Annotated in this window: 23 protein-coding genes and 1 tRNA gene; 7 read left to right on the forward strand and 17 right to left on the reverse strand. The window is 68.2% G+C overall.

Annotated elements, in window-relative coordinates:
* Positions 1–83 precede the first annotated feature (83 nt).
* Positions 84–614, reverse strand: coding sequence for a YceI family protein (locus tag A5648_RS20965; protein WP_065026410.1), 531 nt, complete (start codon positions 612–614; stop codon positions 84–86).
* Between the two features lie 113 nt (positions 615–727).
* Between A5648_RS20965 and A5648_RS20970 the strand changes: the two genes are divergently transcribed.
* Positions 728–1,132: an HIT family protein gene (locus tag A5648_RS20970; RefSeq protein WP_065026428.1), complete on the forward strand. Its 405-nt coding sequence runs from the start codon at positions 728–730 to the stop codon at positions 1,130–1,132.
* 3 nt (positions 1,133–1,135) lie between these two features.
* On the opposite strand, the gene A5648_RS20975 is transcribed toward A5648_RS20970, so the two are convergent.
* Positions 1,136–2,593, reverse strand: coding sequence for a sensor histidine kinase (locus tag A5648_RS20975; RefSeq protein WP_065026429.1), 1,458 nt, complete (start codon positions 2,591–2,593; stop codon positions 1,136–1,138).
* 52 nt (positions 2,594–2,645) lie between these two features.
* Positions 2,646–3,365, reverse strand: a complete 720-nt coding sequence (locus A5648_RS20980; protein WP_064854227.1) for a response regulator transcription factor — start codon at positions 3,363–3,365, stop codon at positions 2,646–2,648.
* 108 nt (positions 3,366–3,473) lie between these two features.
* Between A5648_RS20980 and A5648_RS20985 the strand changes: the two genes are divergently transcribed.
* A complete protein-coding gene (locus tag A5648_RS20985) occupies positions 3,474–4,220 on the forward strand; it encodes a hypothetical protein (RefSeq protein ID WP_065026411.1) in 747 nt (248 codons plus the stop codon).
* A gap of 66 nt (positions 4,221–4,286) precedes the next feature.
* Positions 4,287–4,358: transfer RNA gene (locus A5648_RS20990), tRNA-Thr, on the forward strand.
* Between the two features lie 7 nt (positions 4,359–4,365).
* Here A5648_RS20990 and A5648_RS20995 read toward each other — a convergent pair.
* The 6 genes from A5648_RS20995 to A5648_RS21020 all read right to left on the reverse strand — a co-directional run bounded on the left by A5648_RS20995 (position 4,366) and on the right by A5648_RS21020 (position 9,823).
* Complete coding sequence (locus tag A5648_RS20995) at positions 4,366–4,686, reverse strand: DUF732 domain-containing protein (RefSeq protein ID WP_065026412.1); 321 nt, start codon at positions 4,684–4,686, stop codon at positions 4,366–4,368.
* 97 nt (positions 4,687–4,783) lie between these two features.
* Complete coding sequence (locus A5648_RS21000; protein ID WP_065026413.1) at positions 4,784–5,644, reverse strand: alpha/beta fold hydrolase; 861 nt, start codon at positions 5,642–5,644, stop codon at positions 4,784–4,786.
* 35 nt (positions 5,645–5,679) lie between these two features.
* The gene (locus A5648_RS21005) at positions 5,680–7,221 is read right to left on the reverse strand and encodes an FAD-binding protein (RefSeq protein ID WP_065026430.1); all 1,542 of its coding nucleotides are present in this window, start codon (positions 7,219–7,221) and stop codon (positions 5,680–5,682) included.
* A 22-nt stretch (positions 7,222–7,243) separates the two neighbouring features.
* Entirely contained in the window at positions 7,244–8,008 is a 765-nt protein-coding gene (locus A5648_RS21010; protein ID WP_065026414.1) for a glucose 1-dehydrogenase, read from the reverse strand.
* Positions 8,008–8,805, reverse strand: a complete 798-nt coding sequence (locus A5648_RS21015; protein WP_065026415.1) for an SDR family NAD(P)-dependent oxidoreductase — start codon at positions 8,803–8,805, stop codon at positions 8,008–8,010. The genes A5648_RS21010 and A5648_RS21015 overlap by 1 nt, the downstream gene beginning before the upstream one ends.
* Before the next feature lie 34 nt (positions 8,806–8,839).
* Complete coding sequence (locus A5648_RS21020; protein ID WP_234787508.1) at positions 8,840–9,823, reverse strand: alpha/beta hydrolase; 984 nt, start codon at positions 9,821–9,823, stop codon at positions 8,840–8,842.
* Positions 9,824–9,991: 168 nt separating this feature from the next.
* Between A5648_RS21020 and A5648_RS21025 the strand changes: the two genes are divergently transcribed.
* On the forward strand, positions 9,992–11,410 hold the full coding sequence (locus A5648_RS21025) for a wax ester/triacylglycerol synthase family O-acyltransferase (protein ID WP_065026417.1): 1,419 nt from the start codon (positions 9,992–9,994) through the stop codon (positions 11,408–11,410).
* Here the strand turns inward: A5648_RS21025 and A5648_RS21030 are convergent.
* Entirely contained in the window at positions 11,390–12,406 is a 1,017-nt protein-coding gene (locus tag A5648_RS21030) for a hypothetical protein (protein WP_065026418.1), read from the reverse strand. The two genes, A5648_RS21025 and A5648_RS21030, sit on opposite strands and share 21 nt — an antisense overlap.
* A 117-nt stretch (positions 12,407–12,523) precedes the next feature.
* Between A5648_RS21030 and A5648_RS21035 the strand changes: the two genes are divergently transcribed.
* On the forward strand, positions 12,524–13,603 hold the full coding sequence (locus A5648_RS21035) for an acyl-CoA dehydrogenase family protein (protein WP_065026419.1): 1,080 nt from the start codon (positions 12,524–12,526) through the stop codon (positions 13,601–13,603).
* 13 nt (positions 13,604–13,616) lie between these two features.
* On the opposite strand, the gene A5648_RS21040 is transcribed toward A5648_RS21035, so the two are convergent.
* A complete protein-coding gene (locus A5648_RS21040; RefSeq protein ID WP_234787509.1) occupies positions 13,617–14,477 on the reverse strand; it encodes an IclR family transcriptional regulator in 861 nt (286 codons plus the stop codon).
* Between the two features lie 45 nt (positions 14,478–14,522).
* Positions 14,523–15,299, reverse strand: coding sequence for a glucose 1-dehydrogenase (locus A5648_RS21045; RefSeq protein ID WP_065026421.1), 777 nt, complete (start codon positions 15,297–15,299; stop codon positions 14,523–14,525).
* Positions 15,300–15,445: 146 nt separating this feature from the next.
* Here A5648_RS21045 and A5648_RS21050 point away from each other — a divergent pair, with 146 nt between their 5' ends.
* Positions 15,446–17,044 carry a flavin-containing monooxygenase gene (locus A5648_RS21050; RefSeq protein ID WP_065026422.1) on the forward strand — a complete coding sequence of 533 codons (1,599 nt, stop codon included), beginning with the start codon at positions 15,446–15,448 and terminating at the stop codon, positions 17,042–17,044.
* A 58-nt stretch (positions 17,045–17,102) separates the two neighbouring features.
* Here A5648_RS21050 and A5648_RS21055 read toward each other — a convergent pair whose 3' ends face one another.
* From A5648_RS21055 to A5648_RS21070, 4 genes are all read right to left on the reverse strand, one after another.
* Complete coding sequence (locus tag A5648_RS21055; RefSeq protein ID WP_131810606.1) at positions 17,103–17,753, reverse strand: 2-keto-4-pentenoate hydratase; 651 nt, start codon at positions 17,751–17,753, stop codon at positions 17,103–17,105.
* Positions 17,754–17,843: 90 nt separating this feature from the next.
* Entirely contained in the window at positions 17,844–18,818 is a 975-nt protein-coding gene (locus tag A5648_RS21060; protein WP_065026424.1) for an alpha/beta hydrolase, read from the reverse strand.
* Entirely contained in the window at positions 18,815–19,816 is a 1,002-nt protein-coding gene (locus A5648_RS21065) for an NADP-dependent oxidoreductase (protein ID WP_065026425.1), read from the reverse strand. The genes A5648_RS21060 and A5648_RS21065 overlap by 4 nt, the downstream gene beginning before the upstream one ends.
* An 82-nt stretch (positions 19,817–19,898) precedes the next feature.
* Positions 19,899–21,011, reverse strand: a complete 1,113-nt coding sequence (locus A5648_RS21070) for a histidine phosphatase family protein (protein ID WP_065026431.1) — start codon at positions 21,009–21,011, stop codon at positions 19,899–19,901.
* A 203-nt stretch (positions 21,012–21,214) separates the two neighbouring features.
* On the opposite strand from A5648_RS21070, the gene A5648_RS21075 reads away from it, so the two are divergent.
* Positions 21,215–23,452 (forward strand): molybdopterin-dependent oxidoreductase, encoded by a 2,238-nt coding sequence (locus A5648_RS21075; protein WP_065026426.1) that lies wholly within the window; start codon positions 21,215–21,217, stop codon positions 23,450–23,452.
* Between the two features lie 3 nt (positions 23,453–23,455).
* On the opposite strand, the gene A5648_RS21080 is transcribed toward A5648_RS21075, so the two are convergent.
* Positions 23,456–24,177, reverse strand: a 722-nt coding sequence (locus A5648_RS21080) for an SDR family oxidoreductase (RefSeq protein WP_065026427.1), incomplete at its 5' end; no start/stop codon positions are given.

The following is a 24,177-nucleotide window of genomic DNA, read 5'->3' on the forward strand; positions in this document are numbered from 1 at the left end:
TGACTGGTAGTGACACCCCCAGCATCCGCCGGGAACGTCACGAGGAGCGGAGGCCCCGCCCCTTCATCGCATCAACGCAAGGGTTAGGCCTTCCGGAACACCAGGCTGGCCTTGAGCCGGGTCCGGTTGCCGACCATGCCCAAAAAGTTGCCCTCCACGGCGAACTGCTTGCGGGTGACGGTCGTCTCGGTGGTCAGCCGCACGGCCCCGTCGCCGATCGGGGTGACGTCCACCTTGAGCGGCAACGGTCCGGTGATCCCCTTGACGGTCAGTTCGGCATTGAGCCGGGCGGCGTCACCGCCGGCCGGCTCCCCACTGGTGACCTGGACGGTGATGTCGGGGTAGCGGTCGGTGTCGAAGAAGTTCGACCGGCGCAGATCATGGTCGCGGGTACCCAGGCCGGTGTTCACCGAGGCAGCCTTGATGTCGACGCGGCCGGACACCGTCTTGGCGTCCTTGATCTCGCCGCTGCCGGAGAAATCGGTGAAAGCGCCACGCACCTTCAGCGCGCCCCACATCGTGCCGTTCTCGAACCGAATACTCGACTGCCCGGTATCCAGATCCCAGGTGCCGACCGCCTCGGGGCTACTGAGAAATGTTGTGACAGCTGACATCTCATCTCCTCTACCGATGGCGCGTGGAGCCCGCGCCCGGCGGCACCAGCTCGCTCTCGATAATACGCAGCACACCCCGCTAAATCCGAGACTCGGCGCATATGCTGAAACCCATGAGCACCGTCTTCACCAAGATCATCAACCGGGAACTGCCGGGCCGGTTCGTCTACGAGGACGACGACGTCGTCGGTTTCCTGACCATCGAACCGATGACCCAGGGCCACACGCTGGTGGTGCCGCGCGCCGAGATCGACCAGTGGCAGGACGTCGACGGCGCCGTCTTCGCTCAGGTGATGGCCGTGGCGCAGCGGATCGGCAAGGCGGTGTGCACAGCGTTCGACACCGAGCGCGCCGGGATGATCATCGCCGGCCTGGAGGTCCCGCATCTGCACGTGCACGTCTTTCCGACCCGCAGCTTGTCCGACTTCGGCTTTGCCGGTGTCGACCGCAATCCGGCACCGGAATCCCTCGACGAGGCGCAAGCAAAGATCAAGGCCGCGCTGGCAGAAATGCGCTGAGGCTCAGCGAATCTCGACGGGCAGCTCGGCTATGTCGACCGACGTGTCGGCAAGACGCGGCACCGCGACGCGAAACGTGCAGCCTTGGCCGGGTGGGGAACTCACGGTGACGGTGCCGCCATGCGCGCGGGTCAGCGAGTCGACGATCGAGAGTCCCAGCCCGGTGCCGCCACTGGCGCGCGCCCGCGACGAGTCGGTGCGAAAGAACCGCTCGAAGGCCCGTTGTACGTCCTGTTCACTCATCCCGGGCCCCTGGTCGACGACCTCGAGGATCGCGTCGTCGCCGTCGGTGCCGACCCGCACGGTGATCGCAGCCTCTTCGGGGGTGTGCTGCAGCGCGTTGGACACCAGGTTGCTCAGCACCTGGCGCAGCCGGGCCTCGTCACCGAGCACCTCCGGGGTACCCGGGCCGTCGAAGACCTCCAGTTCGACGGTCCGATTCGGCGCGATGGCGCGCGCGTCGTGCACGGCGTCGGTGGCCAGCACCAGCAGGTCGACCCAGTTCCGGTCCAAGGGCCGCTGGGCATCCATCCGGGCCAGCAACAGCAGATCCTCGACCAGCAGGCCCATCCGGCTCGCTTCGCTTTCGATGCGCGACATCAGCAGCTCGACGTCGCGGGCCGCGCCCTGGCGGTACAGCTCGGCGAAACCGCGGATCGTGGTCAGCGGTGTGCGCAGCTCATGGCTGGCATCGGTGATGAACCGGCGCATCCGCTCCTCGGAGACCCGCGCGTTGTCCGCCGAGGCCACCGAGGACGCCACCGCCTGCTGAATCTGCGCCAGCATGCCGTTGAGCGCCAGCGAGAGTCGTCCGACTTCGGTACGCGGATCGCGCTCGGGCACCCGGCGGTCCAACTGGCCGGCGGCGATCGCCGCGGCGGTCTGCTCGACTTCGGTCAACGGGCGCAGGCTGCGGTTGACCACCACATAACCGGCGGTCCCCAGCACCAGCAGCACCCCGACACCGATCGCCACCCGCGACCAGGCCAGATAGCGCAGCGTGGCCTTGGGGTCGGAAAGATCCCTGGCCACGGTGATCAGCCTGCCGTTCTCACCGTGCACCGACAGCGCCCGCCATTGCACGCCCGACCCGTCGACCGAGCCGATCGTCACCGGTACCGAGCCCACGTCGTTGTCCGGCGGCAACTGCGGCTCGGCGTTCTGGTCGTTGACGACGGTCCAGACGCTGCCATCGGGGTCGACGTCGCGGACGTAGAAGCTCGTCGGCGGCCGGCCGGTGTTCGGATCCTCGTCCTCCTTCGACGGCGGCCGCCCACGCTGCTCCAGCGCCCAGCCGTGGGCCGCGTCGATCAGCGTGGCGTCGATCCTGCTGATCAGCCGGTGCCGCAGGATGGTGGTGACGGCGTACCCCTGTGCCAGCAAGCCGATGGCCACCATCGCCAGGGTGGCCGCGACCATGCTGACCCGTAGTGGCAGCACACCACGAGGGGGCTTGACCATGCCCATATTCTTCGCCTATACCCAGCGGCCGGCCATCACGGGCAACATTGATTCAGCGCGGCTCGCGGAGCACATAGCCCACCCCGCGCAGCGTATGCAGCAGGCGCTTCTCGCCGGTATCGATCTTGCGGCGCAGATAGGAGACATAGGACTCGACCACGTTGACGTCGCCGCCGAAGTCGTAGCGCCAGACGTGGTCGAGGATCTTCGGCTTGCTCAGCACGGTGCCGGCGTTGATCACGAAATAGCGCAGCAAGGTGAATTCGGTCGGCGACAGCGACACCGGCTGGCCGGCCTTCCATACCTCGTGGGTGTCCTCGTCGAGTTCGATGTCGGCGAAGGTCAGCCGCGAGTTGCGCGGCTCCCCCGCACCCTTGCCCGCCCGGCGCAGGATGACCCGCAGCCGGGCCACCACCTCCTCCAGGGAGAACGGCTTGGTCACGTAGTCGTCGCCGCCAAGGGTCAAGCCGGTGATCTTGTCCTGCAGCGAGTCGCGCGCGGTCAAGAACAACGCCGGGGCGTCGATGCCGTCGGCGCGCAGCCGGCGCAGCACGCCGAAGCCGTCCATCCCCGGCATCATGACGTCCAGGATCACCGCGTCGGGCCGCACCTCCCGGGCACGGTCCAGCGCCGCCGGCCCGCTGGAGGCGGTGTAGACCTCGAACCCCTGGAATTTGAGGCTGACCGACAGCAGCTCGACGATGTTGGTCTCGTCGTCGACGACCAGCACCCGGGCCTCTGGCGCAGCGTCTTGCGCAGCTGTTGCTCCCATGGGGTCAATTCCCTCGTGGTCGGGTGAAAATGAACTGGATATCAGCTGTGTGTTTGTTGTCAATCAAACTACCTGATATCGGTGCTGGATCGCCCATACACTGGCCAGATGAACCTGGCCAGACAGCTGATCGCCGTATCGACCGCGCCGGCGCGCATCGGTCTGTCGATCGCCGACGCCGGGCTCGGCGTCGCCACCACCGCGCTCGGGCTGGCCCGGCAGACCCTCGGGGAGTCCCCAACTCAAGGACCGGCCAACTCCATGGCGCACATGCTGGGGCTGGAGGACACCATCGCCCGGGCCAACCGGCTGGCCAAGCTAATGGACGACGACGCCCCGCTGGGGCGCGCGCTGGCCCCCGACGGCCCGGTGGACCGGTTGCTGGCCCCCGGCGGGCTGGTCGATCAGCTGACCGGGCCCGGCGGCGTCCTCGACCGCCTCACTGCCGAGGGCGGTGGCTTGCAGCGGGCGCTACAGCCCGGCGGGCTGGTGGATCAACTCACCGACGAGGACGGGTTGATCGAGCGACTGCTCTCCGAGGACGGTCTGGCCGACCGGCTGCTGGCCGAGGGCGGGCTGATCGACAAGCTCACCGCCCGCAACGGGCCACTGGAGCAGCTGGCCAACGTCGCCGACACATTGAGCCGGCTGGCGCCGGGGATGGAGGCGCTGGAGCCGGCCATCGAGACGCTGCAGGAGGCCGTCATCGCCTTGACGATGGTGGTCAACCCACTGAGCAATATCGCCGAGCGCATTCCGCTGCTGCCCCGCCGGTCCGGCCGGCGCCCGTCGTCGCGGCCGGTGCGCTCCCAGCGGGTGATCGACGCCGACATCCCGGGGGCGGAAGGCCACTGACTGTGCGAGTGAGGCTGGCTTCACGTTCCGCGGCCGGCTCCCGTTAGGCTGGCACCGGCTAGACCCGCCTCCTTAGCTCAGTGGTAGAGCGTCGCTCTTGTAAAGCGGATGTCGTCGGTTCAATCCCGACAGGAGGCTCCGAGATTCAACCGGCGTTCGAGCTGGTCGGCGCAGCCGGTTGCCCCTGGAGCGTGTCAGGACACAGCTCGCGTTGCGCGGCGTTCACCCACGCCCAGCCGTCGTCGAACCTATAAGACTCGGCGGTCACGTTAGGCGGCGTGCCGGTCTTGATCGACGTGCAGATCTGGTAACCGCCGGCCAGTCGACTCGCGTCGGTACTCCACATCGAGAAGTAGTTGCGTGGCGGAATCTGCTCCAGGAACGCCTGGTCGTCGGCCTGCGCGACCCCTGCCGATCCGACCAGCAAACCCAGCGATGCTGCGGTCACCCATGCCAAGTGCGCCATTGCACCAGTCCTCTTCATCGACGAAACCGCACATTAACCCCAACGCACGACTCAGCGCAGCGATTCGCCCGGGCAAACATCGCGTCGACTCCGCTGACTAGTCGCGAGTCAGAAATTCCAGCACCACCCGGGTGAAGGCCTCCTTGGCCTCGATCATGGCCCAGTGCCCGCAGTTGGGAAACACGTGCACCTCGGCGTTCGGGATGGTGCGCATCGGGATCAGCGCCATGTCCAGCGGGCTGACCCGGTCATCGCGACCCCAGGTCACCAGCGTCGGGCATTGCACCCGGTGCAGCATCGCCCACGGCATCGGAGCCTTGGATGCCGCCATCATCTGCATCATCGCGCTGTACGCCTTCTTGCCGTACATCCGTCGGGCGCTGGCCAGTGTCTCGGGGTCGGTGGCCAGCGCCCAGCGCTCCTCGATCAGCTCCTCGGTCACCACTGCCGGGTCGTAGACCATCGACTCCAGCCAGCGCACCAGCGATTCGCGGCTGGGGTTGTCGGTGAAGTCCTGCAGCAGCCGGACACCCTCCGTGGGCCCCGGCGTCAGCAGGTTGGTGCCGATGCCGCCGATCGTCGCCAGCCTGCGCACCTTGTCCGGATTGGCGGTCGCATAGTTGACGCCGACGCCGCCGCCCATCGAGTTGCCGACGATGCTGAACTGGTCCAGACCCAGCGCCTCGGCGAAGGCCGGCACCGCGCCGAACGCCGTCACCATCGGGTGCCCGCCGAAGTCGTCGCTGACCCCGAAGCCGGGGAACTCCAGCACCAGGCAGCGGAAGTGCTCGGCGAAGGCCGGCAGCACGCCACGGTAGTTGCGCCACCCGGTGACGCCCGGCCCGGAGCCGTGCAGCAGCAGCAGCGTCGGGCCCTCGCCGGCCTCGTGGTAGCGAAGCACCCCCTGCTCGGTGGTGACCTCGCGCAGGGTGTCCTGATGGCTCAGCTGTGTCGTCATGTACCTCACGCTAACGTCGAGATCGGCGGCTCGGCCTACCGGCCCAGCATGTCCCGCACGGCCAGGTGGCTGAACAGCATGCTGGCCCCGATCGGGTTGCCGCCGCCGGGATAGGCGGTGCCGCTGGGCGCCGCCATGGTGTTGCCTGCCGCATACAGGCCCGGGATCGGGTTGCCCGCCGCGTCCAGCACCCGTGCCGCGGTGTCGGTGCGCAACCCGCCCTTGGTGCCCAGGTCGGAGATGCCGAACACCGCCGCGTGAAACGGCGCGCGCTCGAGCGCGACGAGCGGGGAGGCGCCGCCCGAGAACGCTCGGTCGTAGGCCTCGTCGCCGCGTCCGAAGTCCTCGTCGACGCCGGCGGCGACAAACGCGTTGAACCGCTTGACCGTCGCCACCAGGTTGTCCGCCGGGACACCGATCAAACCCGCCAGCTCCTCCAGGGTGTCGGCGGTGTGCCACAGGCCCGCCTCGATGTAGCGCTCCGGTTCGGCCATCGACACGTTGGTCGCCTTGACCGGCGGGACCGGACCCTGCGCGTCGTCGTAGATCATCCAGTACGGCAACGTCATCGCCCCGTCGCGTAACCGGTCGAGGATGGCGCGGCCGATCCGGTCGTAGGCCGCGGATTCGTTGACGAAGCGCTGACCGTCCTGGTCGACGAAGATGCCGCCGGTGAACCACAGCGCGAACGCCGAGCGCCCGTCTGGGTGGGTCATCCCGGGCGACCACCAGGCCTGGTCCATCAGGTCGGTGTCCGCGCCGATCGCGATCGCCGCCTCATGGGCCTGGCCGAGATTTCCCCACGGCCCCATGGTGTCTCGCGCGAGGCCCGGCACGCCGTAGCGCTGGCGCATCGCGTCGTTGCCCTCGAAGCCGCCGGCGGCCAGCAGCACCCCGCGGCGGGCCCGAATGGCGCGGCGCTGTCCGGCGGTCTCGACGACGGCGCCGAGCACACCGCTGTCGTCGCTCACCAATTCGACCAAGGCGGTGTTCAACCGCACCGAGGCCGCCTGATATTTCGTGGTTGCGGCGAGAAACCGCGCGATCAACGCCCGCCCGCCGATGAAGTAGTCCTCGGGCGGCTCGGTGCCGAACCGGTCGGTGTCCAGCGGGCCGCGCACCTGATCCCGCAGTTCCGGCGCCTTGGCGACGGCCAGTGGCTTGGCCGCGATATGGCGTTGGCCGTCGAGGCGCGCCTTGGGCGCCTTGCCGAAGTAGTCGGGCCACGGCAGCACCGAGAACTTCAGGGCGGGGTCCTCCTCGAGGTAGGCGATCAGTGGCGCGCCGCCGCGCACGTAGGTTTCCTGCAGTTCCCGCGGAGTGCGGTCGCCAACCACCGCGTGGTAGTACTCCAGCGCGTCCTCGATCGTGTCGTCGGTGCCGGCCCGCAACAGCACCGGGTTGCACGGAAACCACACCCCGCCGCCACCGGAATAGGCGGTGGTGCCGCCGAACTTGTCGGTCGCCTCGACCAGGATGACGTCGAGTCCCTCTCGGGCCGCGGTGTAGGCACCGGTGACGCCACCGCCGCCGGACCCCGCGACCAGCACGTCACATTCTTCGTTCCAGTCCACCATCATTCGGCCTCCATCGAGACGCTTACGCCGGGACGATCGGGATTCGGCCCGCGCTGGCGCCGCCGTCCACCGCCAGTTCCGCACCGGTCATGTACGACGACGCGTCCGAGCCGAGAAAGGCGACGACGTCGGCGACCTCTTCGGGAGCCCCGACCCGGGTCAGCGGCGCCCCGGGATGGCCGCCGGGTCCGCGCTCGACGTCCAGGTGCGCGACCATCGGAGTGTCGATCATGCCGGGATAGACGGTGTTGACCCGGATGTTGAACGGCCCCAACTCGATTGCGGCGACCTTCGACATGCCGCGCAGGCCCCATTTCGACGCCCCGTAGGCGCTGTACCCGGCCAGCCCCTGCAGGCCGGCCTGCGAGGACACGTTGATGATGGAGCCGCCGCCGCCGGCCTTCATCGGGTCGACGACCGCCTGCATGCCCAGGAACGGCCCGATGAGATTGACCCGCAGCATCGTCTCGAAGCCGTCCACGCCCTGTTCGACCAAGGGGACGACGCGACAGATCGCGGCATTGTTGACAAGCACATCGACGCGGCCGAATTCGCTGATGGCGGTGTCCACCACGGTGGCCCAGCCACTTTCATCGGCGACATCGTGCGCCAGGAAGCGGGCGGCATCGCCGATCGATGCGGCTACCTCGCGGCCTTTGTCGACGAGGACGTCGGTGAGCACCACCCGGGCGCCCAGGCCCGCGAACAGGCGGGCCTCTGCGGCGCCCTGCCCCTGGGCGGCGCCGGTGATGATCGCGACCTTCCCGGATAAGTCCACGCCCGCCATCAGTCGCTGTCCTGGTCGATACCGGTCAGCATGAGTTCGGAAACCCGGCGGGGGAACTCGGTGAACTTCGCCATCGGAATGATGTTGCGCGGCAGTATGACATGGCGGCGGTTGCGTTCGATCGCCTCGGCGATGGCCACCGAAACCGCCACCGGGTCCAACGACTCCCGCGGGATCATCCGCCACCGGATAGACCGCTCAATGGTGCGGCGGGCCGGGCCGAATGCCCGGATGTGGTCGATCATGTCGGTCTTGACCTCGCCGATCTGCACCAGCGTGGTGCGGACCGGTTTGCCGCGCAGCTCCCCGCGGATGCCGGCGGTGAAGTGACTCAGCCCGGCCTTCGACGAGCCGTACAGCGTCAGCCCGGGCCCCTGCGAGATGGCGCCCATCGAGGACACGTTGACGATGTGGCCACGGCCGCGCGCCACCATGCGCGGTATCAGCTGGCGGCACAGTTCCATCGGCGCTGCCAGGTTGACCTGCAACAGGTTACGGACCTGCTCGGGGGTGACTTCATGGAACCGGCCGACATGGTCCACGCCGGCGTTGTTGACCAGAATGTCGACCGGGCCGTCTACCTCGACCCGGTCGATCAGACCCTCCACCGCCGCCGGATCGCCCAGATCGGTCGGATAGGCCTTGCCGTCCAGCTCTTTGGCCAACACCTCGAGCGCGTCGCCGTCCCGCGCCACCAGCGCCACGTCGACGCCGCGTGCGACCAGTACCTCGGCGATGTGCTTGCCGAGCCCACGGCTGGCACCGGTGACCAGCGCCCGGCTGTTGTGCAGTTTCATGGCGGCCCTTTCGCGGATTCCGGTTGTCGGTGTCTCAGGAGGACTTGCTGCCCAACGCATCACGCAGTACGGCGCATACGTCGTCATTGGCTTCGCGGGCAGCCGGCAGGTGGTCGGCCAGGTTGAAAAAGCCGTGGAAGCCGGCTTCATAGCGCCGTACGGTGGCCCGAACGCCCGCGCCGCGCAGCCGGCCCGCGTAGTCCTCACCCTCCTCGCACAACGGGTCCAAGGCGCCGGTCACCACATGGGCGGGCGGCAGTCCGGTGAAGTCGCCGAGGATCGGCGAGGCCAGCACGTTGGCACGGTCGCCTTCGCGCCCGAGGTACTGCTCGGTGAACCACTGCATGTGCGACGCGGTCAGCACACCGTTTTCGGTCTGCTTGCTGGGCGTCGACGATTTGCGTCGCTGGTCGACGACCGGATAGATCAGCAGTTGGAAGGCGATCGCCGGCCCGCCGCGGTCCCGGGCGAGCATGGAAATCACCGCGGCCAGGTTGCCTCCGGCGCTGTCACCGGCGATCACCAGCCGCGCCGGGTCGGCGCCGAGCTCGTCGGCGTGTTCGGCCACCCATTCGGTGGCGGCCCAGGCGTCGTCCACCGCGGCCGGGAACGGAGATTCCGGCGCCAACCGGTAGTCGACCGAAACCACGACCGCCCCAGCGCCATTGGCGAGGCGGCGGCAGCACGAGTCGTGCGAGTCGAGGTCGCACAGCACGAACCCGCCGCCGTGGAAGTAGACAAGCACCGGTGGGCGCTGCGCGGGTTCGTCCGCGAAGGGCTCGAAGGGGAAGTAGATCCGCACCGGCAGTGACACCTCGCCGTCGGGTCCGGGGATGAGCCGTTCCTCGACCCGAGCCACCGGGACCGGCTTGGCCGGCCGGCGACTGGCCTTCAGGCTGGCCCGGACCTCAGCCGCGTTGCCGTTACCGGCGGCGACCGATGCGAAGGCCGCACTCATCCGGTCGGCGACCTCTCGCTTCATCGAGCCGGTGGTGGGCTGGGGTGTGGCTGGCTTCACGAGGTGCACCCTATGGCGGCAGCTGCCGCAACCGGAGCGGTACGTCTCACTAGCCGAGACAACTTGCCTCCTACGACACCTGACGCTGTAAGAGTGACTCATGCCACAGTCAGGTGGCGCGACAACCGCGACAAACACAGCAGTCAATTTCAGCCAGCGAGGTGAGAAATGCGGCGCCTGAAGGGTGAGGACAACAGTTTCCTCGCGTGGGAAAGCGACGTGCAACCGCAGTACACGATCAAAGCCGTCGTACTCGACCCGAGTCAGGGTCGCGAGCCGGTCACCCGCGCGACGGTTCGCGCGGCGATTCCCGCGCTGGTGGAGCACGTCGAACCACTGCAATGGCAGTTGCTGATGCCACGGCTGGGCTTCGGCCGGCCGTGGTGGATCGCGCGGTCGGAGATCGACCTCGACTACCACGTCAAGCACGCCACCGTCGCGGCGCCAGGCGGCGATCGGGAACTCGCGGCGGTCATCGGCGACATCCTGGAGGCCGATACCGACCGCCGCCGTCCGCCGTGGCAGCTGTGGTACGTCGACGGCCTGGCCGGCGGCCGGGTTGCCTTCGTGCTGAAGGTGCACCATGCCATCGCTGACGGCATGGCCTCGCTGCGACTGCTCGAGGCCATCTACAGCACGGACCCCGAAGCGCCCCTTCGGCAATCGAGACCCGGTCCGCCGACCGACGAACAGCGCCCGGCGTTGCGGGCATGGCTGCCGATGGTGCTGCGCCACCAGGGTACCGCCGCGCTCAACTTTCCCCGGATCATCACCCGCAGCGTGCGGGTCGCCGGCATCATGCGCCGGCGCCAAAAGGCCGGTAAGCCCGGCTATGCCGCCGCATTCTCCGCGCCCGGGACCCGGTTCAACGCCCCGCTCACCACCGACCGCAAGTTCGCGTATCACACCGTCGACATGGCGACCATCAAACATGTCGGCAAGGCCTTCGGTGTCACGGTCAACGACGTGTTTCTGGCCGTCTGCAGCGGTGCGCTGCGCGATTTCCTGGACCGCCACGGTGAACTGCCCGTCGAGACGCTGACCGCGGTGGTGCCGGTGTCAATGCGGCCCCCCGGCGCCGAGACGGGGTGGGGCAACCACGTCGCGCGGTGGAACGTGGTGCTCGCGACCGACATCGCCGATCCGGTCGAGCGGCTGCGTGCCATCGCCGACGCCACCACGACGGCCCGCGAAGTGCAGGCCGAGCGCGATGCGCTGCTGCAGCACGACTGGATGGAGTACTGGCCGCTGTTCTGGTTCTATTCGCGGGCCTTGCCGCTGGTCAGTGAGCGGATGACCCGCCGGCCGACGTTTAGCCTGATCGCGTCGAACATGCGGGGACCGCAGCGCCGGCTGTACTGGGCCGGAGCGCCGATCGAAAAGCTCATCTCGACCGGCCCGGTGGTGTTCCCGATGGGCCTGAACTTCACCGGGTGGAGCTATGAGGACCAGATGACGATCTGCACGCTGGTCTGCGGTGACCACGTGTCCGACCCCTGGGAGATCGCCGACGGTCTGCCCAGAGCGCTCGCCGAGCTCGCGGCGCTGGCACCCGCGCTGCCCGAGTCAGTCGAAAAGGCCGTCTGACAGTCCGTGCAGCAGCTGGGTGGTCAGCTGGAAGCAGGCGTGCGTACCCTGCCAGAGCCGGGTGATCGGGTCCGAGGCCGCCAGCGCGTGCCGCCTGCTGGCGGCCAGTAGTTCGTCGGCCGCCTCCCGCGCCCGGGCGGCCGCCTGCAGCTGCTGCCACGCCGCCGCGCCCTCGGCGGTGCCCGCAAGCGTTTCAGTGAGCTGAAGTTTGGCGGCGTCGATGTCGCAGGCGGCCCGGGCCACCTGGATCGTCGACGACGGTCGATCCATCACGTCCTCACCGCCGTAGGACGCCGACAGACGCTGGCGGATCTCCCGGACGTGCCGGTGCCACATCCCGTCGGCTGCCCCGACCACCGTCGCTGCCGCCCCCGCGCCGGCCATAGGCGAACCAGACTCGAAGATCCGGCGTGCCGGTACGGCAACGTCAGCCGCGGTGACGTCGCAGATGTCGGTCCCGAAGAGTCCCGACGGATTGCGGGTCGGCGTGGTGCTCACCTGCTCACGGGGCAGCAGCACCCGGTAACGGCCACCGGCATCGTCGTCAGCGGTCAACAACAACCAATCGGCGAGGTCCGCACCGCCGACCGAGTGCCAGCAGCCGGTCAATCGGAGGTCGTCGCCACCGACCGCCAGGCGCCCCTCCGGGCGGTAGCCGGGCGCGATCAACGCCTGCGTGTTGGCGCCCCACACCTCGTCGGCCACGGCGCCGGGCAGACCGCCCACTTCATCGGCCGCCGCGTTGAACATCGCGGTGAGCCAGCCCAGCGATGCGTCCAGCGCGGCCAGCTCCCAGACCGCCGAGATGAACTCGTCGGCGGCCACCGCCAGCCCGCCGTACCGCGCCGGTTGCAGCATCTGCCATCCGCCACGCTGCTGCAGCGCAGCGATCAATTGCGGTGTCGACGGCTGCTTTTCGTCGCCCACGGCGAGGATCGGCGCCACCGCGTCGACGATCTCACGCACGACGCTGTGCTGTGCCGACGGCCCGGTCATTCCCACCTCTCCTCGTGCGCGATGAGGAATGGTATCCAAGTTTGACCGAACCAAGCTGCGGTTGACCACGGTTCACTAGTCTGACCGCATGCTTTCGGAGCGCGTCCTCGGAGTCGCATGACGGTCGAGGCGGTCCGCGCACTGCTTCCGGCGATCGCGGAGGCGGCGGCCGACGTCGACCGCAACGGCGCCGTCGACCCGGACATCATCCGCGGGCTGCACGACGCGGGTTTCTTCGCGATGCTGCGGCCTACCGCATTCGGGGGCCTGCAGGCCGACCCCGAGGTGTACCTGACCGCCAGTGGCGATATCGCCGCTGCGTGCACCTCGACGGGGTGGCTGGCGGCGATGCTCGGCGTCCACGCCTGGCACCTTGCGCTCTTTGATGAACAGGCCCAGCGCGACGTGTGGGGCGCCGATCCGCGGGCGTTGTTGTGCGAGTCCTACGCCCCGACCGGTCGGCTCGAACACGTCAACGGCGGCTTCCGCCTCTCCGGGCGGTGGAGTCGCTGCGCGGGTGCGCACCACGCGTCGTGGCTGATGGCCGGCGCGGTGCTGGTCGGCGAGGACGGCGCCGCACAGGATTTCACCGTCGCGCTGGTGCCGCGCGAGGACTTCACCATCGAGTCGAACTGGGATGGCGTAGGACTTCGCGGGATCGGCGCCGACGAGGTGGTGGTGTCGGGAGCGATGGTGCCGCACTACCGCACGTTGGGGGTCAGCCAGCAGCCACGCGCCACGCTGGCGCCGCTGTACCGGCTTCCACAGACGGTGCTGTATACCCATGCCGGGACCGTACCGGTGGTCGGCGCCGCGCTGGGGCTGCTGGCCGCACGCACCCCGGAACTCGCCGGGCCCCTGGATGCGATCGCCACCGCGAGTGCCGGCGTGCAGTTGTCGATACATCAAATGCGGCGCAATCTAGCCGAATTCATGAGCTGCGCCGCCAGTGATGCGTTCCCGGACGCCGAGTTGCTGTTGCGCGGCCGCCGTGACCAGGTGGTGGCATTCGAACGTTCGGTGCAGCTGATCCGCTGGTTCGTCGAGCGGTCAGGAGCCGACCTCGACGGGTTGGTGGACCGGGTCTGGCGTGACGTACAGACAGCCCGCATGCACGTCTCCAACGACGCCGAACGGGTGCTGTCGGTTGTCGGTCAGTTCGAGTTCGGTTTGAAGGTCGACGAATTCATCTTGTGACCCCGGGGTATTTCTAGACCCACGCGTCGGAGGTCAGGGTGCGCAACACCCGCGAGAGCATGGTGTCGGTTTCGCTCACCGGGGCTTGCGAACCGCGCACCGCCGCTTCGGGATCAGCTCGGCCCAGATGGTGCGAGATGCGGCCGACGGCGCGCATGACGAAGGGTGCGGTGCGCTGCAGGCGGTGTGTCGGCAGGGCGCCGGTCAGTGACAAGCCGGCCACTTCGCCTTCGCCGATGCGGATCGGTGCGGCGATACTGCACAGGCCGACCGCTAATTCCTCGTTGTCGTAAGCCAATCCGTGACGGGACCGGATCCGGGTCAGCTCATGGTGCAGGGTAGCCAGGTCGACAATCGTGGTCCGGGTGAGTTTGCTCAGCGGCCCGCTGAACACCGCGTCAACCTCCTCCGCCGGCAGCTGCGCAAGCATCGTCTTGCCCAGTGCGCTGGCATGGGCCGGGGTCCGGCCGGCGACCCTGGTCGGCGTCACGACTCCGCTGCGGCCGGCCACCTTGTCCAGATACACGACTTCACCGCCGAGCAGCACGCCGAGGTGGACCACCAGTCCGGTGTCGGCGTGCAGCCGTTCCAGGGTGCGCGAGGCGACGGCACGCAACTGGGAGTACTCGACCATCCGGGTCACCGGCAGCGCGGAGGCGGCCAGGCCGTACCCGTCCGGACGGTGGCGCAGCAAGCCGGCCGAATGCAGCTGGCTGAGGATGCGATGTACCGACGACCGGGGCAGCCCGGTGCGCGACACCACTTGATCCAGCCGCAGGCACTCCCCCGGCTCGAATACGTTCATGATCAGAGCGACCCGGGCGACCATCGAGGTCGGCGGATCCGCACTGCCGGCAGCTGTCACAGACCCCACGATCCCATCCGGCTCGCTGCTGCGAGGCTGAAACCCCGCCCCTTCTTATTGGCCCATCGCGTATTTGACGGTCGGACCCGCAGTCCAGCCGCCGTCGACGGCGATCTCGGCGCCGGTGACGTAGGCGGCGTCATCCGAGAGCAGGTAGGTGACCGCACCGGCGATTTCCTCGGGAACGCCGACCCGGCCCATCGGAGTGTTGGGATAGTTTCCCTCACCGAGTTGGATCCCGACTTCGGCGGTCATCGGGGTGTAGGTCATGCCGGGGTGCACGGAGTTGACCCTGATCCGGTCGGTGCCGAGTTCTGTCGCCGCGATCTTGGTCAGCCCCCGCACACCCCACTTGGAGGCTCCGTAGCCGGCGGTGAGCGGGAGGCCCATCAGGCCGGCCGCCGAGGAGATGTTCACGATCGAGCCGCCGCCGGCAGCACGCATCGGAGCGATGACGGCCTGCATGCCGTTGAACACGCCGACCAGGTTGATCTCCAGCACGGTGCGGAAATGATCGACGGGTTCATGCTCGATGAACTGCCCGGTCGCGATGCCGGCATTGTTGACCAGCCCGTTGACGGCCCCGAATTCGGCGCTCGCGTAGGAGACCACATCGGCCCACTGCGCGGTGTCGGTGACATCCAGGTGCAGGTAGCGCGCGGCCGTACCGAGTTCAGCGGCCAACTGGTTGCCCTCATCGTCGAGCAGGTCGGCGATGACGACCTTGCCGCCCGATCCGACGATGCGGCGGGCGAATGCCGCACCGAGTCCGCGCGAGCCGCCGGTGACCACCGCGACCACCCCAGCGAGTCGCTCCGAATCCGGTTTCATCTCAATAGGCTCCTTTTCTACGGCCGATCATGAGCCGTCCTGGCGTGAGCTCACACAACCACAGCGGATGACCCCACCCTCGACGATTCCCACTCTGCGAGACAAGCCCTGGTCAAGGGCCCGACGGCGCCGGTAGTTTGCTGGGGATGAATAGGTCGGTTGACGTCGTGGTGATCGGTGCCGGTTTCGGCGGCTTGTATGCGATCCACCGCTTTTGTCGGGACCGACTGTCGGTGCAGGCCTTCGAGGCCGCCGACGGCGTGGGCGGCGTCTGGTACTGGAACCGCTACCCCGGAGCGCGCTGCGATGTCGAAAGCGTCGACTACTCGTACTCGTTCGACGACGACCTGCAGCAGGAATGGGACTGGTCGGAGAAGTACGCCACCCAGCCGGAGATCCTGGACTACCTCAACCATGTCGCGGATCGCTTCGACCTGAGGCGGCACATCAAGTTCGGCACCCGGGTCACCGAGATGGTGCTCGACGAGGCCACGCTGCGCTGGGAGGTCCGCACCGAAGCCGGCGACGTGGTTTCAGCGAAGTTCTGCGTGCTGGCGGTGGGCCCGCTGTCGAACGCGAACATCCCGGCGATCGATGGACTGGATACCTTTGGCGGGCAGGTGTATCACACCGGACGCTGGCCGCATGACGGTGTCGATTTCACCGGCAAGCGGGTCGGCGTGATCGGCACCGGCTCCTCCGGCATTCAGGTGATCCCGCCCATCGCTGAGCAGGCAGCACACCTGAGCGTGTTCCAGCGCACCGCGAATTACAGTGTGCCGGCCGGCAATATCCCGCTCGACGACGCCACCCGGGCAGCCCAGAAGGCCGGCTACGCCGAACGCCGGCGGCTGTCGATGGACAGCGGCGGCGGTTCGCCGCACCGACCGCACCCGAAGTTGGCGGTCGAAGCCTCCGCCGACGAGCTCCGGGAAGCCTACGAGAAGCGCTGGCAGCTGGGCGGTGTGCTGTTTGCGAAGACCTTCGCCGACCAGGCCACCTCCATCGAAGCCAACGACACCGCGCGGGTGTTTTGGGAGGAGAAGGTGCGCGCCGTCATCGACGACCCCGCGACGGCGGAACTGCTGATTCCCAAGGACCACCCGATCGGCACCAAACGGATCTGCACGGACTCGAACTATTTCCAGACCTTCAACCGCGACAATGTGTCGTTGGTGAACCTACGGGCCACGCCGATCCAGCGCATCGATGCTTCAGGCGTGCACACCAGCGATGCGTACTACGAACTGGATGCGCTGGTGTTCGCGACGGGTTTCGACGCGATGACCGGATCGGTCGAGAAGCTGCGGATCGTCGGCCGCGACGGCCAGACACTCAACGAAGCCTGGCGCGACGGCCCGAATACCTACTTGGGCTTGGGGATTCCCGGCTTCCCCAATCTGTTCAATCTGACCGGTCCCGGCAGCCCCTCGGTGCTGGCCAACATGGTGCTGCATTCGGAGCTGCACGTCGACTGGATCGCCGACGCCATCCGATACCTGGCCGACCACGACGCGAGCGCACTCGAGGCACGCCGCGACGCGGCCGCCGAGTGGGGTGCGGAATGCTCGCAGCGGGCGGCGGGAACCCTGATGACGCAGGCGAACTCGTGGTACCTGGGCGCCAACATCCCGGGCAGGCCGCGGGTCTTCATGCCCTTCATCGGCGGATTCGGCGTGTACGGCCAGATCATCGCCGGGGTCGCCGAGGCCGGCTACAAGGGATTCGACGTCCTCGAAGCCTGAGGCGGTTCACGAGCCTCGACGAAGGAGAGGCGATGCTGGGACCGCCGCATCAATACAGTCACCAGAACTCGACCGACACGCCTCCGATACCGGCCATTTCGGCGCGGAATCGATCGCCCACGGAGACGTCAAAGGCTTGGGTGCACGCCCCGGACAAGATGGTGTGACCGGCCTCCAGGCGCGCCCCGGCCCGGGCGAGGGCGCGGGCCAGCCGGGCCACCGCTGCCATCGGATTCCCCTGGACCGCACCGGTGTTGCCGCGGGTGACGACCACCTCACGCCATGGGTAGCCGGAACAGAGCAGGACGTCGACGTCCGTCAGATCCAGGGTCCGCGGTGGGCATCGCTGTCCACTCAGGACGACCCCCGCGGCGCAGGCGTTGTCCGCGATCGCGTCGAGGCTACCGATGCGCCGGTCCTGGATACGACTGTCGATCACCGCGATCGCCGCGGTGACGTAGTCGGTGGCTTCGAGCACATCGCGCTCGGTGCAGCGGCGGCCGGGCAGCCGGTCGCCCAGCACGAACGCAAGATCGACTTCGATGCGGGGCTGGTACCGCCCGGACAGCTTCACCGTGTCGCCGTCGTCGGCCATCATGTCGGTGAGCAGGTGGCCGTAGCACGCTTCGTCCGACAGCCCCACTTTGTATCCGCAGATCGCCGCGGCAGCGCGCCCGGATACCTCGGCGATGCTGGTCACTGGCGACACGCTTGTTCTCCCCTGGCAGTCGGTTGGTCAAGTGTGCGAAGCACGGCCGCGCCACTCAACGTGGAGTCCCGCTGAGCGGTACGGGCGGTATCAGCCGGCAAGGACGCCGGCGATGTCGGCCCACAACGTCTGTCGGGCGCGCTGCGCCAGCTGCAGCATCGGCATGGTCAGAAAACCATGGATGGCACCCGGATAAGCCCGGTGCGTGGTCGCAATCCCCCTGGCCGCCAACGCCTCCGCGTAAGCCTGGCCTTCAGAACACAGCGGGTCGCAGCCCGCGGTGACCACGACGGCCGGCGGCAGCCCGACGAGCACGTCCTGGATCGGCGAGGCGTAGCGGTGACTGCGATCGGTGACGCGGGGCACGTACTGGTCCCAGTACCAGGCCATGGCCGCGGCGGTGTTGTAGAAGCCTTCCCCGAACCTCCGATACGAAGCCGTGGTGAAGTCCGCGGCGATCACCGGGTAGAGCAGGACCTGACAGGCGATGTCCGGTCCGCCGCGGTCGCGAGCCATCACCGCGGTGACCGCGGCCAGATTCCCCCCGGCGCTGTCCCCGGCGATGACGAGCCGTCCGGGGTCCGCGCGCAACTCCTCGGCGTTGTGCGCCACCCAGCAGGTGGCCGCGTATACGTCGTCGGCGGCCGCCGGCCAGCGGGCCTCGGGCGCCAGCCGGTAGTCGACCGATACCACCACCGCGCCCAGTCCGTTCGTCATGGCGCGGCAGAGTCCGTCGTGCGAGTCCAGGTCGCAGAAGACGAATCCGCCGCCGTGCGCGTACACCGCCACGGGCAGCATGCTGTCGGAACGCTCGGCCGGCCAATAGATTCGGATCGGGATCGCTCCGCCGAGCCCGGGTACAGTCCGCTCTTCGACACCGCCCACCGGCTCCGGATCGGCGGGCTGCAGCCGGGCACGCACTGCCGCCCGCGCCTGCGAGCCGGTCATCGTCTCCACGCGTGGAAAGCCTGCGTTGAGGACAGGCAGCAACTCGGCGATCTGCGGGTCCTGTCCGGCGCGGACGGTGATGTCGTCGAGAACCCAGATGGGTGCCGGCGAATTCATTGCCCGAGTCCCTCGTTGACCGCCAGCACGATCTTGCCCCGAACGTGGCCGTCCTGAATACGGCGGTGGGCATCGGCGACCTGGCCGAGCGGCATCGTGGTGATCTCCGGTGCGACGAGCCGGCCGTCGGCCATCAGCTCGACCAGCGCACGCAGCTGCCGGCCCTGCCGCAGATGGTTGGACATCGTCGGCACCACCGAGACTCCGAGTTCGCCGGCACGGTCTGGATCGCAGTGCGGCTCATCACCGATGAGGGTCGCGATCGGAGCAACGATCCCCCCGCGTGCGACCGCCTCGATCGCGTCGACCAGGGTGCCCTGACCGACGGTGTCGACGACGAGGTCGACTCCGTCCGGCGCCCACGCCCGAGTCGCTTCGACCACATCCTCGGTGTGGTAGTCGATGACCCGTTCGGCGCCGAGGCCGCGAACATAGTCCGCATTGCGCGGGCTGCAGGTGGTCGCGACCTGCGCGCCGGCGATCCGGGCGATCTGGATGGCAAAGCTCCCGGTTCCGCCGGCTCCGCCATGGACGAGCACGCGCTTTTCCGGACCGGCGCGGCCCACCTCCATGACCGCTTCGTAAGCGGTGACCGCGGCGGTGGGAATCGCCGCGGCGGTGGCGAACGGAATCTGCTGCGGCAGTTTGACCACCCGGTCGGCGTCCGAGGCCACGAATTCGGCATACGTGCCGCGCTCGCCGTGTCCCTGGTTCGACGAAGTGACGACCCGGTCGCCGACGGCCAGTCCGGCCACACCATCGGCGACCTCGGCGATCACCCCGGCCGCGTCGAAACCGAGTACGAACGGGAACTGGTAGTCGAAGAAGGCCGACAGCCAGCCCTCGCGCGCCTTCCAGTCAGCGGGGTTCACGCCGCAGTAGGCGACTTTGAGCACGACATTGCCCGGCCGTGCGATCGGCCGCTCGATGCGTGCATCGCGTAGCACCTCGGGACCACCGAAGCAGTCGATCACGATGGCGCGCATTTGTTTTGACATCTCGCTGCTTTCTCGACAGACGCTGTGCCCACCGGCGGCCTTGCGGTCGCGCGGTGGGCACAGCCGTGACGGCCCGAAGGCCTCAGATCGCCGCGGCGAGGTCGCCCACCGATCCGGCGAGGTCGGTGGCGACGCCGGCGGCGGGGGTCGGGTCGACCGTATCCGTGAGGATGTTCCACACCGTTTGGGGGAACTGCACCATCTCGTTCCAGACGTCGGTGGCACCGGTGCTGAACGCGCTGGTGATCTGGTCCGGGTCCAGGCTGAGCAGTGCCTTCTCGATGTGGAACATCGCCATCTGGGGCACCGTCATCAGGTCCCGGAAGGCGACGAAGAGCTGCGTCGCGGTGTCCGCGGGCGCGACGTCTATCCCGTCCCAGCTGACCAGGGTCCAGCCGTCGGTGGGATTGCCCTCGAGCACCACCTGACTGGTGTTCGACAACGGGTGCTCAAGGATGAGCGACGGATCCGGGTTCTTCACGTTCATCATCACCCAGACCATGATTGAGCCGCCGTGCGAGAACGCCACGTCCTTGTCGGTGGGGTCCTCGGCGTTCATGCTGGTGTCGTAGATCTGTTGCACCGCTTCACTGAACCGGTCCTGGAACGCCATCCCGTTGTAGTCCGACGATCCCAGCAGCGGCACCGAGTACAGGCCGTAGGTCCACAGCATGGGGGCGGCCAAGTACGACAGGGCGACGTTCTTGAACGCGTCTCCGCTGCTGGACTGGATGCCTTCCCAGATGCCGGCGTTGATCTCGTTGAGGCCCGACAGGTTCGTGACGTTCATGCCCATCAGGCCGGCGAACGGCGCCGCGGTTTCCTGGGTCCTGACCAATCCCGAGGCGAAGATCCCGTCGATACCGGGGTCGGTGCCGTTCGGACCGTAGATGCCGTACAGCTTGTCCCCGACCGCTTCGGCCTGCAGTTCGCCGTTGTAGGCGAGCGGGTAGTTGGGGCCGCTGGTCAGGTGCGCCCCCGGCGCCACCGTGCCGTTGATGAGCTGAACATTGTCCGTCGACGTCCCGTGCCGCACGAACTCCAGCACGATGTCCTTCGCTTCGCCGGCGGTGAGCTGGATGTCAGCCGCCAAGACCTCCAGCGGTGGCGCGACGGCCGGTGCGGCAGCGATCCCGGTGGCCCCGGCCAGAACGACTCCGGCGGTGATCAGAGAGCGGGTGGCGAGGTGCGGCATGACAGTCTCCGTTTCTATGGCATCCAAGGCCTCGACTGTGATCGAGTTCACAGCGACGAAACGCTAACTGATGAGGGCATGAGAGAAATAGCGATTGTCTCAGTGAATGAGATAATAGGTTTCGCTCGTCGTGCACACCCAGGTTGTCCGCTCAGCGGGACAACCCCTAGCGGTGAGAGCGCGAATCTCCTAGTTTCCCCGACATGACGCCTCGCCAATTGGCCGACACCGGCGAGGACGGCCGGCACCTCGTCACCTGTCCGCTCTGTGAAGCCATGTGCGGCTTGGAAGTTCACGTCGACGGCGGGCGCGTCACCCGAATCCATGGCAACCGCGACGACGTCTGGAGCCGCGGCCACCTCTGCCCGAAAGGCGCCTCACTCGGTGCGGTCCACGAGGACCCGGATCGCATCCGAGAGCCGATGATCAAGGTGGACGGCCAGTGGCAGCAGGTCAGCTGGGAGGCCGCCTTCCGCCGCTGCACCGAGCTGCTGCAACCCGTCATCGCCGAACACGGCATCGAGGCCGTGAGTTCCTACGTCGGCAATCCGACTGCGCACACCTTCTCGCTGGGCCGCTACATCGGAATGCTGCTCGGAATGTCGGGCATCCCGACCAGCTACTCGTCGGGAACGGTGGACCAATGGCCCAAAAACCTGACCTCCCACCTGATGTACGGCGGCTGGTGGGCCATCCCGGTGCCGGACATCGCGCACACCGACCTGCTGGTGATCATGGGCGCCAACCCAGCGGTGTCGCAGGGTTCGCTGCTGGCCGCCCCGAACATCAACGCGCTCATCAGCGACATCCGCAACCGCGGCACCGTGATCGTCATCGACCCGGTGCGCACCGCCACCGCCGCCAAGGCCGATGAATGGCTGCCGATCACCCCGGGCACCGACGCCGCGCTGCTGCTCGCGGTGATCCACACGCTGTTCGACGAGGACCTGGTCCGACTAGGAGCCGCCGGGGAGTACATCGACGGCGTCGACACCATGCGGGCGGTCGCCGCGGACTGGTCGCCGCAGCGCGTGGCCCCGGCGACAGGTATCAGCGCCGACCGGATCCGCCTACTGGCACGGCAATTGGCCGGCACCGACAAGGCGGTGGTGTACGGCCGAATCGGGTTGTGCACCCAGGAATTCGGCACCCTCGCCAGCTGGCTCGTCGACGTGGTCAACATCCTCACCGGGCATTTCGACACCCGCGGCGGTGCGATGTTCCCGCGTGCGACGGCGTGGTCGCTGACCACCCAACAGCTACCCGGGTTGGAAGGCGGCCGGTCGGAGTTCGGCCGGTGGCGCAGCCGGGTCCGGGGCGCCAAAGAGGTACTCGGGCAGACCCCGGTGTCGTGTCTGGCCGAGGAGATCGCCACCCCCGGCGAGGGCCAGGTCAAGGCACTGATCACCGTCGCGGGCAATCCGGTGTTGTCCAGCCCCGCCGGTCACGAACTCGATGCGGCGTTGCCGATGCTGGACGCGATGATCGCGGTGGACTGCTGGCTCAACGAGACCACGCGGCACGCCGACGTGTTCCTGCCCGGTCTCTCGCCGCTGGAACAGCCGCACCACGACGACCTGCTGCTGCAATTCGCGGTCAGCAGCATCACCAACTACTCACGCGCGGTTTTTCGCCCCGACGACCCTGACCGCCCCGACGAGTGGGAGATCCTGATCCGGCTCACCGGCCTGTGCACCGGGACCCCCGCCGAGGACGTCGACGTCACCACGCTCGACGACGGCTTCTTCGACGTCTTGTGCTACCTGCAGGGCTTGACCGGACCGGAGATCCGTCAGCACTACGAGTCCGGCGGCCCCGAACGGATCCTCGACCTGACCCTGCGCACCGGGCCGTTCGGTGACCGGTACGGCGAGAACCCGGGCGGGCTGACTCTGGAGAAGGTCAAAGCCGAGCCGGACGGCATCGACTTCGGCCCGATGGTGCCCCAGTTGCCCGGCATTCTGAGCACCCCGGAGGCGAAAGTTCGGCTGGCACCGCAGTATCTGCTCGACGACCTGCCGCGGCTGGCTGCGCGGCTGGATCGCCGGCCCGACGAGTTGGTTCTGGTCAGCCGGCGCCACTTGCGCTCCAACAATTCCTGGATGCACAACTTCGGGCCGCTGATGAAGGGCAGAGACCGCTGCACGTTGCTGATGCACCCCGACGACGCGGCGGCGCGTGCCCTGCGCACCGGGGACTGCGCTGTCGTCGCGTCGGCGACCGGACGCGTGGAGGTTCCGGTCGAGGTCACCGATGCCATCAAACCCGGGGTGGTGTCGATGCCGCACGGCTGGGGCCATGGCAAACCCGGCACCCGCCTGGCGGTGGCCAACGGCTCGCCGGGGGTGAACAACAACATCCTGGCGCCGCCCACGTTCATCGACGAACCGTCGGGCAACGGCGCGGTAAACGGTATCCCGGTGACCGTCGAACCGGTCTGAGCGCTACGACTTCGACGTCCTGGCGAACGACCTCATCCGCAGCAGGTACTTCCCCACCCGGCGTGCCGGCACCGCACGCGGCCAGTCGTCGGCCCGGAAGAACGCGTCGGTGCCGCCGTCGACGAAGATGATGCTGCCGCAGAGGAATTCGGCGGCGTCCGACAGCATGAACAGGATCCAGTCGGCCAGCTGTCCCGGGTCGCCGAACCCGCCCACCGGGACCGGGAACTTGCGGACCGCGGCGGCCTGCCCCGGGGTTTCGAGCTGACGTTCCAGCAGCGGCGTCATGATGGCACCGGGCGCCAGGGCATTGAGCCGGATACCCGCACCGGCCCATGTCGGCTCAACTGCCTGGCGGCGCACCCAGCGCGAGACCGCGATCTTGGATGCCGCGTACGCCATCGTGGGTGCACCCGGGCCGAACGGGCGCAGCCGGCGCACCGCTTTGGCGCCCTTGCCGGCCAGCAGTGCGCGCACCGCGGGCCGCGGCACCGCCGGCACCGTGGTGGCCGAATTGCTGGCGATGACAACGACTTTGGCGGCGCCGCCGGCCGCCAGTGCTGGACGCCACGCCTGCAGCAGCTCCACGACCCCGAAGTAGTTGACTTGCAGGATCAGCGGCGCTGCCCGCGGCGTGGGTCCGATACCGGCGGCCAGCACCGCGCCGTCCAAGCGGCCCCCGCACGCCGCCAGCACCGCTTCGGCGCCCGCGGCGCGGCCGTCTG

This window comes from Mycolicibacter sinensis (assembly GCF_001673565.1).
Taxonomy (GTDB): Bacteria; Actinomycetota; Actinomycetes; order Mycobacteriales; family Mycobacteriaceae; genus Mycobacterium; species Mycobacterium sinense_C.